The sequence below is a fragment of the Bifidobacterium sp. M0307 genome, from assembly GCF_016100445.1.
Taxonomy (GTDB): domain Bacteria; phylum Actinomycetota; class Actinomycetes; order Actinomycetales; family Bifidobacteriaceae; genus Bombiscardovia; species Bombiscardovia coryneformis.
The window spans coordinates 1,447,718-1,464,119 of the sequence record NZ_JACFSL010000001.1; the positions used below are offsets into that span (position 1 = coordinate 1,447,718).

Below are 16,402 nucleotides of genomic sequence, written 5' to 3' on the forward strand. Positions count from 1 at the left end.
CCGCACTTCCCCACTCCCCGACCATGCCCTTCAAGGCGACCCCCAGGACTCAGGCCCGGTCCGCAAAGTGTTTGGCGACGATGACCTCGGCGATTTGCACGGCGTTCAGGGCGGCGCCCTTGCGCAGGTTGTCGTTGGCGACGAACATGGACAGCCCCTTCCTGCCCGGCACGGCCTGATCCTGACGGATTCTGCCAACAAAGCTGGGATCCTTGCCCGCCGCCTGGAGCGGGGTCGGGATATCGGAAAGGCTCACACCAGGAGCCCCTGCCAGGAGATCCCTGGCCTGGTCCGGTGTCACGTCCTGGTCGAATTCGGCGTTGATGCTCATGCCATGCGAGGTGAAGACCCCGACACGAACACAGGTGCAGGAGGCCTGGAGACCGGGCAGGTGGAGTATCTTACGGCTCTCATTGCGCAGTTTCTGCTCCTCATCGGTCTCCTCGCTTCCGTCATCCGCCAGCGAACCGATAAAGGGAACCGCATCGAACGCAATGGTCCTGACCACCTTGGTGGGGGCGGGGAAGTCGATGGACGAACCGTCGAACGCCAGCTTGTCCGTGCCCTGCTCAACCGCCGCAGCCGCCTCGTTCCTGAGCTGGAGAACTCCCGCCCGACCGGCACCGGAAACCGCCTGGTAGGAGGAGACAATCAGTCGATTGAGACCATATGCCTTGGCCAGGGGGCTCAGCACAGGCATACAGGCCATGGTGGTGCAGTTGGGGTTTGCCACGATGCCGCGAGGAATCCGATCCAGATCCTCGGGGTTGACCTCGGAAACCACCAGGGGCACCTCAGGGTCCATCCGCCACTGGGAGGAGTTGTCGACCACATAGGCACCCGCCTCGGCGAAGCGGGGAGCCCAGACCTTCGAGGTGGCGCCACCGGCCGAGAAAATGGCCAGGTCGATACCCGCCAGGTCCGCCTTCTCGACGTCCTCCACGATGATGGGATGCCCGCACCAATCAAGTTCTTGCCCTGCGGAGTGGGCCGAGGCCATGAATCTCAGGTCTTTGACGGGAAAACCACGCTCGGCCAGAATTCGACGCACAACCATGCCGACCTGCCCTGTGGCGCCCAACACCGCAACGTTGATGCCCCGATCGTTGATCGTCGTCATCCTAATCTCCTCTCCGACCCATCCACCGCAGAACGGACGTATGGAACCGGACCGGAATTACGCCGGTTCCCTGCATGGATTGATCCGGATTGCTTGATTTTCCCTGGTTTTTGATTGTAACGATGATCCGCGGGTCAGCGGCCCGTACCGCCGTAGACGACCGCCTCGACCTGATCCGCATCCAATTCGAAGGCTGTGTGGACGGCCTTGACGGCATCATCCAGATCCTCAAGGGGGACCAGGGCCGAGATACGAATCTCCGAGGTGGAGATCATCAGCACGTTGATGTGCTTGTCACTCAGCGCCCGGAAGAAGGTGGCGGTGATGCCCGAGTGCGTCTTCATGCCCACGCCGACCAGGGTGACCTTGCCTACATCGGAGTTGAGATCGACCGACTTGAACTCGATGACGTCCCTGGCCTGATCCAGCAGGGGGTGGATCTGGTCGGCCTGGGCACTGGGCAGGGTGAAGGAAATATCAACGGTGCCGGTGGAGGCACCAGCCTGAACGATCATGTCGATGTTGATGCCACCCTCGGCCAGGATGGTAAAGAGCTTGGCGGCCACACCCGTCTTGTCGGGGACCGACCGCAGGGTAACCTGGGTCTCGCTGCGATCATGGGCCACGCCCGAGATGATGGGTGCCTCGGGACCGTTCAGGTCCGGGAAGAGGTCGCCCATTGATTTGCCGCCTGCCATATTCATCCTTCCGTCATCCTTCACGGTCCGGCTGGTTGTCCAGCTGTGCCTGGGCCACCTGACACTGATTCGGCGCCAGGTTGGGAATATCCGCCACATCCATATCCTGGGACATGATCAGCGTCCCCGGCCGGTGCGAGAAAGAGCTGCGCACGTGGATGGGCATGCGGAACCGCTGGGCGTATTCCACGCAGCGCAGGGCCAGAACCTTGGATCCGCCCGCAGCCATCTCCATCATCTCTTCGTATGAAATCCTGGAAATACGGCGGGCGGTGGGAACGATTCTGGGATCCGCTGTGAAGACCCCATCCACATCGGTGTAAATCTCGCAGACATCCGCGTGAAGGGCCACCGCAAGGGCCACCGCTGAAGTGTCCGACCCCCCGCGACCGAGCGTCGTGGCGTCGCCGTCGGCATTGACTCCCTGGAACCCCGCCACGATACCGACCTCGCCATGCTTCAGCGCATCCATCACGCGATAGGGCTTGACATTGCGGATGTGGGCCGCACCATACCGGGCATCGGTCATGAAACCGGCCTGGGAGCCGGTGAAGGAGTGGGCGCTCTCACCCTGTGCATGGATGGTCATGGCCAGGAGACTCATGGAAATACGTTCACCGGCTGTCATCAGCATGTCCATCTCCCGGGCGGGAGGATTGGAGTCCACGTCCAGGGCCTGGTCAATCAGATCGTCGGTGGTGTCTCCCATGGCCGAAACCACGACAGCCATATCGTTGCCTGCATGCTTGGTCTCGATGATGCGCTTGGCCACACGCTTGATGGAATCCGAATCCGCTACCGAGGATCCGCCGAATTTCTGAACGATAAGAGCCACTGCTATTCCATCCGCGAAGGTTGAGCCACTTGAACTTACGTTACGAGAGGCCATTATATGAACGTCCATGGTCCTGAACCCCCAGGTCACCAGCATGTGGACCCAAAACCACCAGCTACAGTCGGGAATGGAGGGAACGACTACCTGTCGGCGCCGATTGCTCCGGCTTTCGGCGACCGATTCCGCATCGCCTCTTCATCACCACATCCGTGAACTTAAGGTTGCAGGGATGGCCCGGTCGTCGGCCTCGTTTCAGACCGCGCGACGACCGGAGATGGCCCGACCCAAGGTTATTTCGTCCGCATACTCCAGATCGCTGCCTACAGGCAGACCACTGGCCAGCCTGGTCACTGTGATTTCCAGCGGATCAAGGAGCCGGGCCAGGTAGGTGGTTGTGGCTTCGCCTTCGATATTGGGGTCCAGCGCCAGGATGATCTCTTTGACCTCGCCCGACTTGAGCCTCTGCAGCAGCTCAGGGATTCGCAGGTCGCCGGGCCCCACGTTGGACATGGGGTCAATGGCCCCGCCCAGAACGTGGTACAGACCGCGGTACTCGCCGGTCCGCTCAATGCTCATCACATCCTTGGGCTCCTCGACCAGGCAGATGACGGATCGGTCGCGGCGAGGATCCTGGCAGATTGGGCAGGGACTGGTTTCACAGACATTTCCGCAGATCTCGCAGAAGCGGACCTTCTCCTTGACCGTAATGATGGCATCGGCCAGGTCCTGGGCACTCTGCCTGTCCACACCCAAAAGGTGGAAGGCTATCCGTTGCGCCCCTTTAGGCCCTATCCCGGGGAGTTTGGCAAATGAGTCAATCAGATCCTGAATGGCTCCGTCATAGGTTCCCGCCATCATTCACCCGCCTGTCGTTCCTGTCGCCTGCGTTGCACATTCAGCGGATTGGCTGGATCGTCGGCGGAGAAGTTCTCGACCTTGGATACATCGAACATCTTGGCCAGGTCATCCTGGTTCAGGGTCATATCGGCCCCCAACCGGGCATCCTGCATTGAGTAGACGTCTTCATCGGGGCTGACGTCTGCAGGCGCGGGAGTTCCGCCCAGATCCGATCCGGACTCATCCGGTGATCCGGGACCGCCAGGCTGCGGGCCGGAATCCTGCCCAGCGACCGTCTGATTCGACGGCTTGGCCACGTCGGATCGCTCGCTCTGGAAGCCGACAGGAACGGTCTGCGGCTGCTGCCGAAGGCCGCTCCGAGGGTTACCTGCTGGTTGCCCGTCCTCATCCCCGGTCATCCGCTCAGCACTGCCGGACGATAGGCCAGCTGCCGCATCCCCAGCGGCAGGCACGGTGCTCCCGCTGGAATCAATCGGAGCCGAACCCGACTCAGCAGCAGGGGCTGCCTGCTCGGGAACCGCCCAGGGATCAATATCATCACTCAGATCAGGAACAGCGACTTTCTTGGTCTCATGTTCCTCGGGCTGTTCATCCTGCTTTCGGTCGCCGGATTTCCCGGTCGCTCGCACAGGTGTCGGATGGGCCCAGGGGTCATCCTCATCATCCTGCATATAGGAGTCTGTTGAGCCGAATCCTGCTGCCGGCAGGGGGCCGGAAGCCGACTGCTTGGCCGAATCCGCCTCCATGTCCGGAACGGCCCGCCCCTCCGGAACAACCTGGCCTACTGCCGTTTCCGGGCCGGTAGGTCTTCCTGGGTGGTGGGCGTCATCCGATCCGTCGCCGGATTCCGCCTGGTCACCGGCAGGGGACTTCTTCCCACCGGTTTCACTCTTGGTGCCTGCCGTGTCGCGTCCCGTGTGGTTCATGTCGGAGGCGGCGTGAGGCATGACGGCCGAATCCAGATTCATGGTCGACAGGTTGGCGCGCGCCAAGGCGACTTCCTTCTTCACCTCGGCACGGCGTTGTGGCGTCATCTTGGCGACCGACTCCACCTGCTCACCATTGGCGGCCGTCCCGGAGGGGGCAATCATGGTCTTGTCGCCGAACTCCTGCCGAGCCCGGACCATGACGATCTTGGGAACCTTGGTCTCGCCATCCACGCTCTGGGAGGTTACAGCCATGGCGAAGGCGTGCTGGCTCAGTGGCCTGTCGAAAGTCATGGCCAGCATTTGCCTACCTGAGGAACCGGTCTTCAAGGACACGGTAGGCACCTTGCTCCTGGTCACATAATCGCGGACCTCATCCGGCAAGGCGGCAACCAGGGCATCCCAACGCCTGTCCAGCTCGGCTCCGCTTGGAATCGGTTCCTGGCCACCTGCAACAGAGGACGAGCCCTGCGGAGCAGGAGAGGATTGTGGAGCAGTATCCGACTGCGCCCCAGATTCCGAACGAGCCGGGCCGGTCTGGTCGTCAGTCTGGGATTGCCTGGTGCTTGGGGCCTGCTGGGTTGGGGACTGGACTGGCCCATCGCTGGAATGTGTCTGCGATGCGGTCTTGTCCGGCATTGCTTCAGGGTTATTGCGTTCCTGTTGACCGGTACGGTTGCCGGATCCGATAAAACCTGACCGAGCAGGCACGGCCGGCCTGGTGGCCGCAGAGTCGGCAGACCGGGCCTGCTGAGGGGCCTCCATGGGTTCACACCCTATGGCAAGGAGGCGCGCCGCAAGCAATTCCAGCCGCATTCGGGGCGAGGTGGTCCCGCTCATGCTGGCCAGGGTCTTGTTGATACAGTCGGCCATCGAAGTCAAGGTGGTCAATCCCAGGGCATCCGCCTGGCGGTGCAGATCTGCGACCTGATCGGCATCGGAGTCCTCGCTCAGCACACTCTCGGCCTTGTCGCCGGCCAACTTCAACACCAGGAGGTCGCGGACACGGGCCAGGAGATCCTCGACAAACCGCTGCGGTTCGAATCCGCCAACCACCACTTTCTGGATTACTCCATACAGGCCGGTCCCGTCATGATTGATCAGGGCATCCACCGCCTCACCAATCAGGGATTCGGGGGTGAAGCCCAGGAGGGCCACGGCCGAGTCATAGGTGATGGCACCGTCCACGGCCCCCACCATAAGCTGGTCCAGAACAGAGAGGGTATCGCGCACGGAACCGCCGCCTGCCCGCATGGTCAGCTTCAGCACACCAGGCTCGGCCTTGATGTCCTCCTTGGAGCAGATTTCCTCCAGGTACGGCCCCATGACCTCTTGGGGAACCAGACGGAAGGGGTAATGATGGGTCCTGGAACGGATCGTGCCGATGACCTTTTCCGGTTCGGTGGTCGCAAAGATGAACATGACATGCTCTGGCGGCTCTTCGACAATCTTGAGCAGGGCGTTGAATCCCTGCTGGGTGACCATATGGGCCTCATCGAGGATGAATATCTTGTACCGGTCACGCACAGGCGCGAAGCCCGCACGCTCCCTGAGTTCCCTTGCATCATCGACCCCGTTGTGGCTGGCCGCATCAATCTCCACCACATCGATTGACCCCGGGCCGCCTGTGGCCAGGTCCTTGCAGCTGTCACACTCCCCACAGGGGTGGCTGGTGGGACCCTCGGCGCAGTTGACGCACCGGGCGAAGATTCGCGCACTACTGGTCTTCCCGCATCCCCTGGGACCCGAGAAGAGGTAGGCATGGGTGAGCTTGTGCTCATCCAGTGCCCGAGACAGGGGTACCGTGACCTGGCCCTGACCGATAATGCCGTCAAATGTGTCAGGACGATACCGCCTATAGAGTGCTAATGCCATGATTCAAGGCTATCCATTTCTTTAGACACGTTCGCTTTTAGCCGCCGTTCGCCTCAGCCGCAGTCGACCGGCCCGGCGCGAGACGATTGGACCACCCTGGGAACGATGAGAACCGAGGTATCAACCCCGACATCGACCAGGACATCCTCCTCTTCAACCGTACAGGTTGTCAGGGTCCCCTTATTGGCGGCAGCCACAGACGCGGCCCGGGCACAGGGTGAGTCCCTGCCTTCGTGCAAGGCCGTCGCGGCGGACAGGGCTGCTGCATCGGCTGCCGTTTGCGCCCTGCCCCGGCAGATGAGCAGGTTCCCCACCGTAGCGACAAGCACCAGCCCCACCGCTGCCAAGGAAACAAGAACGATACCCAAGACCGACCCGGACCCGTTATCTGCACCATCCCACCACGGCCTCACGGAGCCAACTCCTGCCTTGCACCAGCGACACCGTCCTGCTCTACTGCCGGAAAGCGACGAACAGTCCGACCGTTCGCGCCGGTCGAACACCATCTGCCCTGGTTCAGCGGCCTCTGATCCCACCCGGCGCGAATCCCTCCGGACGTCAGCTGGGGCCAGTCGGTGGAAACGATTCCCTTCAACAGCCACAGTCTCACTCCTCGAGAATCGCTACGGCCCTGCCCTGGATACGGGGAGGCAGGACCCCAAGCGGAGTGGAGACGAGGGGGCAGGAGAGGGTGACCCGGACCTGGTGACCGGAACGTTCGCGCGACAAAACAGAAGAGCCCCCGGCCATCCGGGCCGTAATTGCGGCCGGGTCGCCCCCACCCTGGTGAACCACCACTTCACGAGCCGCGGCATTAGCGGCTTCCTGACAGATCATGCCGGTGCGAACGGTCTGGGTCAGGGCCAGGAGCAGTATGGCCAAAGCCATGACAGCCGGAAGCACTATGGCAAACTCCGCCGTTACCGTCCCCGAATCAGACCCGTCTTTCTCCGGCTGGCTGCGCCCACCCGGTCTTGCCACATCCAGGCCCGCCATCAGACGCTCAAGGCCTGTTTGACCAGTGCCGACAGGAGGGAACGCACGGTATCGGACTTGAGTATGACCAGGAGCAGACCGGCAAAGGCCGTCGCGGCTATCAGAACCACGGCATACTCGGCCGTCGCAGCTCCGGACTCTGGCCGCGAGGTCAGCACCTTCAACCTGGCGGCACCTCGTCGAATCAGTACGAGAGCCATAAGACGCAGACGGCGAACCAGGTCGTACACCACCTGGGACAATCTCGCCCGTACCGCTTTCAGTCTGGCGAATCCATGACCCCCCTTGGGCACGGTAGCCACTTCGGCATCAGCGCATTCCTCAAGCTGGGCGGATTCGATTCCTTCCCCGCAGGAATCTTGACCATTAACCACCAATTGCATACTTGTCATTACTGCCACCTTTCATTTTCGCAAGCCCCAATCAATCGGGTTCCGCCGATTCCAAGGAACCTCCCCGTCTGACGTCTCCCACTCTGCCTCGGTTGTGCCGTGCAAGACCTCCGGCAATGCACATGTGGTCGAATGGGCATCGATGAAATCCTCCGTGGATTGCCGCTCCCGTATGGCTCATCTCCGAGGCGCCCAAGAAACCGGACAATGGCCCAGATCTAAAAGACGGGCCGCAGAGGATCACATGAGAACACCACGAAATGGGGAGCAAGACGGAAGATACCCCAGCCGAGACGCTCGATTCAGAACATCCCGCCCGCAAAGGCAGCAATACAGGGAATGACACCGATGAGGACAAAGGCCGGCAGGATGCAAAGCCCGGTGGGCATCAGTATCCGGATGGATAGCCTGGCAGTCTCCTGATCCAGTCGACTGCGGGCCTTCCGTTCCACCTGTTCAATGGTGGTGTCCATCCGGTTCAGGGGCGAAGTTCCATGTAACCATGAGGATTCCAAACAACCCGAAAGAACGGTCATCGCCTCTCCGATCCGGGGATGCCTCATGGCCTGCGCCCAGGAAAAATACCAGTCATTGCCCTCGACCAGCAACCGGGCCACCCGAATCATGGTCTCCGCATAGGCACCGCCAAGGGTGCGCCCCACACCCTCCAGAGCAAAGGGAATCGAGGCACCCTGACGCAGGCTTACCGCCACCATCTCCAGAACCAGCGTGAGCGGAGGATTGACCCTCCCGCCACATCCCAACCGCGAGCGCAGCGCGACCGGGTCACGGAACAACACCCGCGCAAGAGCAACCAGCATGGCAATCCCCAACGCCTTCGTCACAGTGATTCCCCCTTCTCCAGTCCGTTGAGCAGCCCCCGCATCCAGATAAGTCCGGCACAGTAAAAACAGGTCCCCACAACCAGACAACCCAATCCTGCGCCTGGCCGGAAAAGGAAGAACAGCGGATGCGCACCCATCAGCTCACCTAGGAAAACGGTAAGAATCGGCAGACCAGAGAGGAGTTTCACCGTGGCCCTGGGCATGGCAAAGGCCCCGTCACGGGCATCCTTCATCGCAGCCTGACGTTTCTGCATGTCGGCCACCACCCGCAGACAGTCCGAAGCCCTGCACCCCGAATCGGCACTCAATCGATACGAAGCCACCAGTGCAACGGCAATGGCTTCCATGCCCTCATCTTGTTCATCGGGTAGACACCACTCCCGAAGCATGGTGTGAACACGGTCATAGGTGACTTCCTTGGTGGCAAACCGTTGGTCGGACAACTCCTCGTACGCCTCCACCAGACCACTGCCGTTACGGACCAGGGCAGCCAGGGAGGCAATCAGGACCGCCGACCCTTCAGCCTCGGCATTCAGGGCCTTCTTCCTGGTCAGTGATTCCAGACGGCGCCTGGCATCACCTCGACTCGACAGAACAAGCACCCCTGCAATCAGAATCAGGACACCGAATTGGACGGAAAGCAGGTCGGCGTTCATCCCCCGCCTCGATCCCCGGTGCTGGTCCTGATTCCCCACTGTTTGGCAAATGGACCCCAGGCCGGACCGTATCGGGGCTGGCCTTTTCCCGACCATGTACAGACCGGCAAACCCACCAGCGCCCCCTCCCTCCCCATGGTCAACCTTCCTATCTGTGCAATATGGCGCTGGCCCCCGTCGCGCTCCAGATGAATCACCACATCGAACGCCCCTTCGGCCAGGGCAGCCATTGCAGTGGGTCTCAGACCAGCCAGAAGGCCCAGAGAGGCCAGCCGTGAAGGAACCCGCTCCACGCTGTCTGCATGGAGGGTGACCATCCCTCCCGTATGTCCGGAGTTGAAGGCTCTCAGGAGGTCGGATACCTCCTCACCCCTGCACTCCCCCAGGATGATTCGGTCCGGCCGCATTCTCAGGGTGGCCTTGACCAGGTCAACCAGTCCAACGGCACCTGCCCCCTCCACATTGGACTCCCGCGCAGCCAGAGCGACCTGGTTGCCATGCCCTGCGATGGTGCCCAGCTCACGCACCTCCTCAACGGTGACCAGTCGCTCGCAGGGTGGGCAGAGCGCCAAGAGGGACCGCAGAAGAGTGGTCTTGCCCACCCCCGTTCCCCCGGTGACCAGGAGGGTGGCACGGTTCACCACCAGGGCTTTGAGAATGAAGAGCCAGTTATGGGGGCAGAGTCCCGAAGCGACCAACTCCTCCAAGCCAGGGTGCCGATGCGAGGGAAGTCGTATGGACAGGGAGGCCCCGGAGGGGACCAGCGGGGCCAACACGGCATGGATGCGGATGCCCGCCTCATTTGAGGCATCCGCAATAGGGCGGGCATCGTCCAACCGTTTGCCCAGCTGGGAGCAGAGCTGGACCGCAAAATCGCGGACGGCCCCGGGCGATGCAAACCCAGGCTCCAGCATCTCTTCCTCCATGCCCCTCCCCCTGTCAGCCCAGACCCTTCCTTCTCCGGTGACGGCGATATCCGTGACGGCCGAGTCCTGCACCAAATCGTTCAGGTACCCGAAGGTCAACCTCGACTCCCATCCCTCAACCACCGATGCCGCCCGGACGGAATGGAAGGGAATCCTCAATCACATCGATAAGAGGTTTGAGAGCCTTCTGATAGGATCGCGGTATCTTCCGTAAACCCAGACCCGATTGAACCGAACCAGCCAGCGAGGCTTCAGGTTTCAGAACACAGATGAGCGGGAGTCCAAGGAAATCAGCCGCCTCATCCTGCCCGACCAGGTCGGATGACCGCCCAACATGTGGCCGGACGCCTATGACCACCAGGGGATCCACATCAATCGGATTCGCTCCGCCAGATTCTGACCCGGCTGGGACTCCCGCAGCCACATCCCTTCCAGTCGAACCCGGCGCGCGCCTCCCCCTGCCCATATCCACCTGACCAGCCCAGTGAGCATCGGAACTTCCATGCGCATCAGCGGTTTCCCTGTTCACCCCTCCCGGCGGCTTGGAACCAGCAAGAAGAGATCGAGCCCTGGCCAGCCCCAGGACGGTCATGTCAACCAAGAGCACCCGGGGCAACCCCGCTATTGAACGCAGAGTCCGCAGACCGGTTCCCCGTCCGGCATCAACAAGAAGCAGCTCAGCAGAACCCGACATGGCTTTCAAGGCCGCATCCATATCCCACCAGCCCGGTGCAGGGCCATTCCAGGGGTCATTGCTCAGGACCGGGATACCGTCCCAGACGGGAAGTTCCTCCATCAAAGCCCGGGAGTCCATCCTTCCCAGTGGAGCACGGATCTGTTCAAGTCGTAGGCCTGGCACACCTTCAATTCCCAGAAGGACATCCATTCCCCCACCGGTCAAATCCAGATCAGCCAAGGCGCAGACACGGGAACGCCCTGCCAGACTCTTTGCCACCAGGGCAACCAAGGTGGTCAACCCCACCCCGCCCGAAGCACAGAGGAAGACCAGGCCATGCAACCCCTCGCCCCTTCCGCAAGGGCGGTCAGCCAGACCCCCATCAGACGGCCTACGATTGGCGACGCCAGTCTTATCCGCCCTGTTCGAGATTCCCATGACGTCACCACCTGCCTCACTCGGTCCAGACCTGACCCGATTTCCGATATCCAACTGCCAATACACGCAAGTACACATGCGCATCCGCGCCTGGACCAGGAGGTGAGATCCATGTGGTCAAGTGTGTACCGACAGACAGGAAAAGCGGGAGGAGGCCGGAAAGCAAGAGGACTGGATGCAACCCGCACAAGCGTCAATGCCCGATTGGGACCTCCCAGATCGCAAAACCGCGACACGCCTGAAATTGCTACGAAACCTGTGGACTCAACCCCGATTCAGCACATATGTGAACACAGGCCGATTCGAAACGACCATCGCCCTCCTTGTGGGACCGTTCACTCGCACCGTACCGAACAGAACCTCCCATCCCTCAGAGGGTCTCCGGCAAGGCTTGCGCCCCCTGAAGAACCTGGCATAATACCAAGTACAAGGAAAACTCAACAGAGTGGAAGCCCACAAAGTGTATGGCCACATGGACCAATGCGTTGAACGGGCATTGCAGACTTAACCGTTGCAACGACGATGTTGTGCAGAGATTCCACTGGAGCAGACCTTGCAGGGCGGCCCTTTCGGGGGCCGCCCTTTTCCATGCGTGTGAGCTATTGCCGTTCAGCGATTGCTCCGGACCACACTACGGAATAGAGTTCTATAGTATGGTTCAGAAATTCGACGCACCCTCCAAGGCCCTACTCAAGAGCCAGATCGCGGAGCACATAGCCGAGACCGACAAGCAGTCCCGCCGCCCCGCAGTCAGGCACGGCCAGCCGGAAGCACCCCTGCCGGAGGACCGCTATTTCGACCGCGAAATCAGCTGGCTCAAGTTCAACAAGCGCGTGCTTGAGCTGGCTCAGGATGAGACTGTCCCCCTGCTGGAGCGCGCGAATTTCGCCGCAATCTTCGCCTCGAACCTGGATGAGTTCTTCATGGTCCGCGTGGCCGGACTCAAGCGTCGTGTGGACACGGGTATCGCTGTCACTGCAGCCAGTGGCCTCAGCCCCCGCCAGCAGCTGCGCGCCATATCGGAGCAGGCCCACAAACTCCAGGAAGAACAGGCACACTACGTCATCGACCACATCCTGCCTGACCTGGCCAAGGAGCACATCATCCTGCTCAGCTGGAAGCAGCTCAGCAGCCAGGAGCAGGAGCGTCTTTCAAGCTTCTTCCGCAACCAGGTCTTCCCTGTCCTGACACCTCTGGCAGTGGACCCGGCCCACCCCTTCCCCTACATCTCGGGCAACTCCCTGAACCTGGCCGTCCTGGTCGAGAACCCGACCTCGGGCAAGACCCACTTCGCCCGGGTCAAGATTCCCGACAACCTCTCCCGCCTGGTCCCCGTCGACGATCTGACCGACGAGGAGGGGCGCGACGAACGCTATGGCTTCATCACCATGGAGAACCTGATCATCGCCCACTTGGAGTCGCTGTTCCCCGGCATGATCATCAAGGAGGCCCGTTCCTTCCGCGTCACCCGTAACGAGGACATCGACGTGGAGGAGGACGATGCCGAGAACCTCCTGAACGCAATGGAGAAGGAACTGCTCCAGCGCCGTTTCGGCCCCCCTATACGCCTGGAGATCTCGGACACCACTTCCCCCTTCCTCTCCCAGCTCCTGGCCACCAAGCTTCGGGTCAACCCGGACGAGGTATACCGTCTGCCGGCACCCCTTGATTGGACCGTCCTCTTCGAGCTCCAGTCCATCGACCGGACCGACCTGAAGTTCCGGCCGTTCATCCCGACGACCAACCGGCAGATCGCCGAGGTGGAATCCAGCCAGGCCCAGGACATCTTTGCCGCCATCCGCGAGCACGACGTCCTCCTGCACCACCCGTACGATTCCTTCTCCACCTCGGTACAGGCCTTCCTGGAGCAGGCGGCGGCCGACCCCAAAGTCCTGGCCATCAAGCAGACCCTCTACCGCACCTCAGGCAACTCCCCCATCATCAACGCCCTGGTGGATGCGGCCCACGCAGGCAAACAGGTCCTGGCCCTGGTTGAAATCAAGGCAAGGTTCGATGAGGAGGCCAACATCGCCTGGGCCCGGCAGCTGGAACGTGCCGGCGTCCACGTGGTCTACGGCATCGTCGGACTCAAGACCCACTGCAAGCTCTCCCTGGTGGTCCGCCAGGAGGAAGACGGCCTGCGGCGTTACTGCCACGTGGGCACAGGCAACTACAACCCGAAGACCGCCCGCCAGTACACCGATCTGGGTCTGCTGACCTGCGACCCCGTGGTGGGTCAGGACCTTGCCAGGCTCTTCAACCAGCTCTCCGGGTATGCCCCCAAGTCCTCCTTCCACCGCCTCCTGGTGGCCCCCCGCACCGTCAGGTCGGGGCTCCTGCAGCGCATCGCCCGCGAAGAGGAGGCCGCCCTGGACGGTAAAGAGGCCTGGATCAAGATCAAGGTCAACGCCCTGGTTGACGAAAAGACCATCGACGCCCTCTACAGGGCCAGCCAGGCCGGGGTCAAGATCGACATCGTCGAGCGCGGTATCTGCGCCTTGAAGCCCGGAGTACCGGGGCTGAGCGAGAACATCCGGGTTCACTCCATACTGGGGCGTTTCCTGGAGCACAGCCGCATCTTCGCCTTTGCCAACTCACAGGGCCCACAGATTGGCGAGGGACCCTTGTCGGGCCCAGAGGTCTGGATAGGCTCGGCGGACCTGATGCACCGCAACCTGGATCGGCGCGTGGAGGCCCTGGTCCGTATCACTGCGCCGGACCAGGTCCAGGAGCTGATTGAGTACGTGGACCTGCAGATGGCCGACACGACCAGCTCCTGGCACATGCAGGCGGATGGCACCTATGTGCGCCACTCCCACAACGAGAAGGGCGACCCCCTGGTGGACTGCCAGGAGTATCTGATCGACAAGCACACCCGCGCGCTGAGGTCCCGGCGCCGTTGAAGGCCGGAGGCCTGGCCGGCAGCCTCCAGAGGTTTTCATGGAGGCTGCCGGCACCAAGTGGACCGGATGGACCGGCCCGTAAGGAGGCCATGCCATGAGCCAGTCCGTCGAAGCCGCCGGGGCCATCCTCTACAGAAGTCGGCAGGACTTCCGAGGTTGGATGAAGTTCAGCGATGATGGCAGACCCCCAGCAGGCACCAGCCCCCGGGCCGCCCTGGATGACCTGGAGCTCTGCCTGGTCCACCGGCCCAAATACGACGACTGGAGCTGGCCCAAGGGCAAGCTGGAAAACCGGGAGACCCACATGCATGCCGCCCTGCGCGAGGTGGGTGAGGAGACCGGTCAGATCGCGCGCCTGGGCCCCTACCTGGCTGATGTGGAATACCCCCTGGAAAGCGAAGGCAGGCGCAGCAGTTCCAGGGGAGGCCGCCTCAAGCACATCCGGTACTGGATGGCGACCCCTGCCGGGGAGGACCGGGCCGAGAGGCAGCGCACACTCATGGGTCCCATACATAAACCCCGCGTCAAGGAAGTCGATCAGATTCGCTGGGTCAGCGTACAGACCGCCAGGGGCCTCCTGACCCATCACAGTGATCGAGCCGTCCTGGCCGCCTTCATCGACAGGGTGGACGAGGGGGCGCTCAATGCCCGGCAGTTCATCATCGTCCGGCACGGCAAGGCGGTGCCGCGCAAGGAATGGACCGGCAGGGATGCCGACCGTCCGATAACACCGAAAGGCGCCGCAGCCTCCTACGCCCTGGCCCGGGAATTGGTAGCCTTCGCACCGGACCTGGCGCTCAGTTCCCCCTGGGTACGTTGCGTACAGACCCTCCGACCCTATACAGACGAAGCGAACATGCATCTGACAACGGCGGGGTGTCTGACCGAATCAGCGTTCAAGAGGAATCCGACCCAGGCCGTCAAGTGGATGGATGACCAGATGGCGGACCTTCTGAGCCTGGGCGACAGGACCGCGATGGTCTGCATGCACCGGCCCGTTCTGGGTGGAATTTTCGAGCACCTACGCGGGTTGTGCAATAGCAAGGGCATGGCGAAACGCCTACCTGAAGGGTCCCCCTTCATGCCCACCGGCAGCGCCATCGTGCTCAGCCTGACAGGTGACCCCGCACATCCATCCATCATCGATGTACAGAAGGTGACTCCAATTGTCTACTGACAGCAACTCACAGGTCGGGTCCTCCTCCATCCGCCCCTCACGTACCGGCTTCGTGGCCTCCGGCACCGGGTCGTCCAGGCCCTCACGACCTGGGCAGCTGGACCCTTCCCTAGCAGCCCAGCTCACCGGAGGAATGGACCCCCAGCAGGTGAGCGAGATGAGCCATGTCTCGGCCGCGTCCCTCCTGGACAAGGTGCACCATACCGAGGATCCGGAGGTGGTGGAGCGGGTACTGACCCTGGTTGACCGCGAGGGGGTGGACCTGATTGCGGAGCTCTGGAGCGACACCGATCCGGACTCCCTGCCCGGCATCCTCTGGCGGCTCTATATGCTCCGCTCCTGGATGCGGCGTGATGCCGACGGGATATCCCGGCTCTGGCGCCTTGGCGAACCGACCGATACGGCCGCCTCGGCCATAGCCGGCGTGGACCCGGCCCCGGAGGCCGACGACATAGCCAGGACCGCCGATTCCATCCTCTCCGGCGCCTTCACCGGTGACTTCGCAGTGGCCCTGGAACGTGCGGGGGCATTCTGTGATGTCATAGCCAGAGGAATCAAGGCCTCGGTCCGCAGGTCCACAGGCACTGCGGAAACCAAATCCGAACAGGATGAGGCCGCTCTCCGCACAGCCTCATCCCTGAACGGCACCGCCCGGGACTTCCTGCACGGGGCGGCCCTCTGGCGCCGGGGCCGCCTGGAGTAAGGCACAAAGGTTGATTCCGCAGCTCAATCGGTCAACCCTGGTACCCGCTCCACCCCCCGACTGGCTCAGGCAGCCCACGTCTCGGGCAGGCGTATCGATCCCCAGACCGGATTTCCCCGGCAGGGCTCCTGGAGCAGGGTTGTTCGACGCTTGCTCCCGAGTTTGAATCCCGGAAAGTAAGCGCGTTTCCTATCTGGACTGCTGGGACTCTTGCCGTACAATGGTGCATGCGTCGGACCATGCTTAAGCCCCGGGCTCCGTTTTTTGCCGCTGCGAGCGGCGTTTGCGCCGACAGGCGCTTTCATGGTTCGGCGTTTTCCTTTACTCTGACCAACCCGCAAGGCACCGTGGCCGTATCGCAGTCGGCCTCGGCATCGG

At 62.1% G+C, this 16,402-nt stretch carries 14 protein-coding genes and 1 pseudogene; 3 read left to right on the forward strand and 12 right to left on the reverse strand.

The features are described from left to right. Positions 1-49: 49 nt before the first annotated feature. From H3V08_RS06050 to H3V08_RS06105, 12 genes and pseudogenes are all read right to left on the reverse strand, one after another. Positions 50-1,120, reverse strand: a complete 1,071-nt coding sequence (locus H3V08_RS06050; protein WP_198181921.1) for an aspartate-semialdehyde dehydrogenase — start codon at positions 1,118-1,120, stop codon at positions 50-52. Between the two features lie 134 nt (positions 1,121-1,254). Further along, positions 1,255-1,824: an ACT domain-containing protein gene (locus H3V08_RS06055; RefSeq protein WP_423774896.1), complete on the reverse strand. Its 570-nt coding sequence runs from the start codon at positions 1,822-1,824 to the stop codon at positions 1,255-1,257. A gap of 7 nt (positions 1,825-1,831) precedes the next feature. After that, complete coding sequence (locus tag H3V08_RS06060) at positions 1,832-2,653, reverse strand: aspartate kinase (protein WP_051875734.1); 822 nt, start codon at positions 2,651-2,653, stop codon at positions 1,832-1,834. A 252-nt stretch (positions 2,654-2,905) separates the two neighbouring features. Continuing rightward, complete coding sequence (gene recR / locus H3V08_RS06065; RefSeq protein WP_033491289.1) at positions 2,906-3,508, reverse strand: recombination mediator RecR; 603 nt, start codon at positions 3,506-3,508, stop codon at positions 2,906-2,908. Beyond that, complete coding sequence (gene dnaX / locus H3V08_RS06070; RefSeq protein WP_198181925.1) at positions 3,508-6,312, reverse strand: DNA polymerase III subunit gamma/tau; 2,805 nt, start codon at positions 6,310-6,312, stop codon at positions 3,508-3,510. The genes recR and dnaX overlap by 1 nt, the downstream gene beginning before the upstream one ends. Before the next feature lie 53 nt (positions 6,313-6,365). Further along, a complete protein-coding gene (locus H3V08_RS06075) occupies positions 6,366-6,725 on the reverse strand; it encodes an Rv3654c family TadE-like protein (RefSeq protein WP_198181927.1) in 360 nt (119 codons plus the stop codon). A 193-nt stretch (positions 6,726-6,918) separates the two neighbouring features. Beyond that, the gene (locus H3V08_RS06080; RefSeq protein WP_198181929.1) at positions 6,919-7,308 is read right to left on the reverse strand and encodes a TadE/TadG family type IV pilus assembly protein; all 390 of its coding nucleotides are present in this window, start codon (positions 7,306-7,308) and stop codon (positions 6,919-6,921) included. Continuing rightward, a pseudogene (locus tag H3V08_RS06085) lies at positions 7,308-7,478 on the reverse strand (DUF4244 domain-containing protein); the annotation flags it as partial. The gene H3V08_RS06080 and the pseudogene H3V08_RS06085, both read right to left, overlap by 1 nt. Before the next feature lie 524 nt (positions 7,479-8,002). Then, entirely contained in the window at positions 8,003-8,545 is a 543-nt protein-coding gene (locus H3V08_RS06090; RefSeq protein WP_198181931.1) for a type II secretion system F family protein, read from the reverse strand. Beyond that, the gene (locus tag H3V08_RS06095; RefSeq protein WP_198181933.1) at positions 8,542-9,201 is read right to left on the reverse strand and encodes a type II secretion system F family protein; all 660 of its coding nucleotides are present in this window, start codon (positions 9,199-9,201) and stop codon (positions 8,542-8,544) included. The genes H3V08_RS06090 and H3V08_RS06095 overlap by 4 nt, the downstream gene beginning before the upstream one ends. Further along, positions 9,198-10,226: a CpaF family protein gene (locus tag H3V08_RS06100; protein WP_198181935.1), complete on the reverse strand. Its 1,029-nt coding sequence runs from the start codon at positions 10,224-10,226 to the stop codon at positions 9,198-9,200. The genes H3V08_RS06095 and H3V08_RS06100 overlap by 4 nt, the downstream gene beginning before the upstream one ends. 16 nt (positions 10,227-10,242) lie before the next feature. Beyond that, positions 10,243-11,241, reverse strand: coding sequence for a hypothetical protein (locus H3V08_RS06105; RefSeq protein WP_198181937.1), 999 nt, complete (start codon positions 11,239-11,241; stop codon positions 10,243-10,245). Between the two features lie 653 nt (positions 11,242-11,894). Between H3V08_RS06105 and H3V08_RS06110 the strand changes: the two genes are divergently transcribed. The 3 genes from H3V08_RS06110 (at position 11,895) to H3V08_RS06120 (ending at position 16,024) form a co-directional block, all read left to right on the forward strand. Next, a complete protein-coding gene (locus H3V08_RS06110; protein ID WP_198181938.1) occupies positions 11,895-14,144 on the forward strand; it encodes an RNA degradosome polyphosphate kinase in 2,250 nt (749 codons plus the stop codon). Positions 14,145-14,238: 94 nt separating this feature from the next. Beyond that, complete coding sequence (locus tag H3V08_RS06115) at positions 14,239-15,321, forward strand: NUDIX hydrolase (RefSeq protein WP_232340152.1); 1,083 nt, start codon at positions 14,239-14,241, stop codon at positions 15,319-15,321. A 28-nt stretch (positions 15,322-15,349) separates the two neighbouring features. Further along, positions 15,350-16,024, forward strand: a complete 675-nt coding sequence (locus H3V08_RS06120) for a thymidine phosphorylase (protein ID WP_198182145.1) — start codon at positions 15,350-15,352, stop codon at positions 16,022-16,024. The last annotated feature ends 378 nt before the right edge of the window (positions 16,025-16,402 follow it).

What these genes read in the sequence shown, in the direction of transcription:
- H3V08_RS06050 (WP_198181921.1), bottom strand. Translation starts at nt 1,120, where the DNA reads ATGACGACGATCAACGATCGGGGCATCAACGTTGCGGTGTTGGGCGCC.
- H3V08_RS06055 (WP_423774896.1), bottom strand. Translation starts at nt 1,824, where the DNA reads ATGAATATGGCAGGCGGCAAATCAATGGGCGACCTCTTCCCGGACCTG.
- recR (WP_033491289.1), bottom strand. Translation starts at nt 3,508, where the DNA reads ATGGCGGGAACCTATGACGGAGCCATTCAGGATCTGATTGACTCATTT.
- dnaX (WP_198181925.1), bottom strand. Translation starts at nt 6,312, where the DNA reads ATGGCATTAGCACTCTATAGGCGGTATCGTCCTGACACATTTGACGGC.
- H3V08_RS06080 (WP_198181929.1), bottom strand. Translation starts at nt 7,308, where the DNA reads ATGGCGGGCCTGGATGTGGCAAGACCGGGTGGGCGCAGCCAGCCGGAG.
- H3V08_RS06095 (WP_198181933.1), bottom strand. Translation starts at nt 9,201, where the DNA reads ATGAACGCCGACCTGCTTTCCGTCCAATTCGGTGTCCTGATTCTGATT.
- H3V08_RS06105 (WP_198181937.1), bottom strand. Translation starts at nt 11,241, where the DNA reads ATGGGAATCTCGAACAGGGCGGATAAGACTGGCGTCGCCAATCGTAGG.
- H3V08_RS06110 (WP_198181938.1), top strand. Translation starts at nt 11,895, where the DNA reads ATGGTTCAGAAATTCGACGCACCCTCCAAGGCCCTACTCAAGAGCCAG.
- H3V08_RS06115 (WP_232340152.1), top strand. Translation starts at nt 14,239, where the DNA reads ATGAGCCAGTCCGTCGAAGCCGCCGGGGCCATCCTCTACAGAAGTCGG.